The sequence below is a fragment of the Bradyrhizobium sp. MI1.10 genome (assembly GCF_055811035.1).
In genome coordinates this window covers 1-484 of sequence record NZ_JBVVPN010000166.1, presented here as the reverse complement: position 1 = coordinate 484, position 484 = coordinate 1, and the positions used below count along the sequence as shown (strand labels likewise).

Annotated in this window: 1 protein-coding gene; it reads right to left on the bottom strand. The window is 64.7% G+C overall.

All coding sequences use genetic code 11. The features are described from left to right. Nucleotides 1-484, bottom strand: a 484-nt coding sequence (locus AC0L3K_RS40755; RefSeq protein ID WP_473368227.1) for a transposase, incomplete at both ends; no start/stop codon positions are given.

Sequence of the window (484 nt, the reverse complement as noted above, 5' to 3'; positions counted from 1 at the left end):
CGGCTGCGCAGAATGCGCAACTGCCGCTGATGCCGGCTGAACTGTTTGGCATGGGCGTAGCGGCCCGCCATCATCGCAGCGGCCTTGGCCACGCGAGAATAGGATTGCCGGAGCCTGACGCTGTGCCTTCTCGCCAGGCGGTTGAGGCCCTGGATGGCCGCATGAAGCAGCTTGGCGTCGGTCGGGAAGGTGATGGCCTTCGGCTGCACCGTGGTGTCGACCGTGACGCGCTTGAGGTCCTGGCTGCGTAAGGCGCCGGCTTCGTGCGCCACCCGCAGGCTCTCGGCCAGCAGCAGCTCCAACTTGTCGCCGAGCCGCTTGCGCCAATGGCTCAGGTCCGAGCGTTCGTGCGGGAAAGCGTGCCGGAAAAACTCTTCGCCGGTGAAGAACTGGAAATAAGGGTCGTGGACCCAGCGCTCGCACACCCCCTCATCGGACAGCCCGTAGATATGCTTGAGCAACAACAGCCCGATCATGAAGCGGG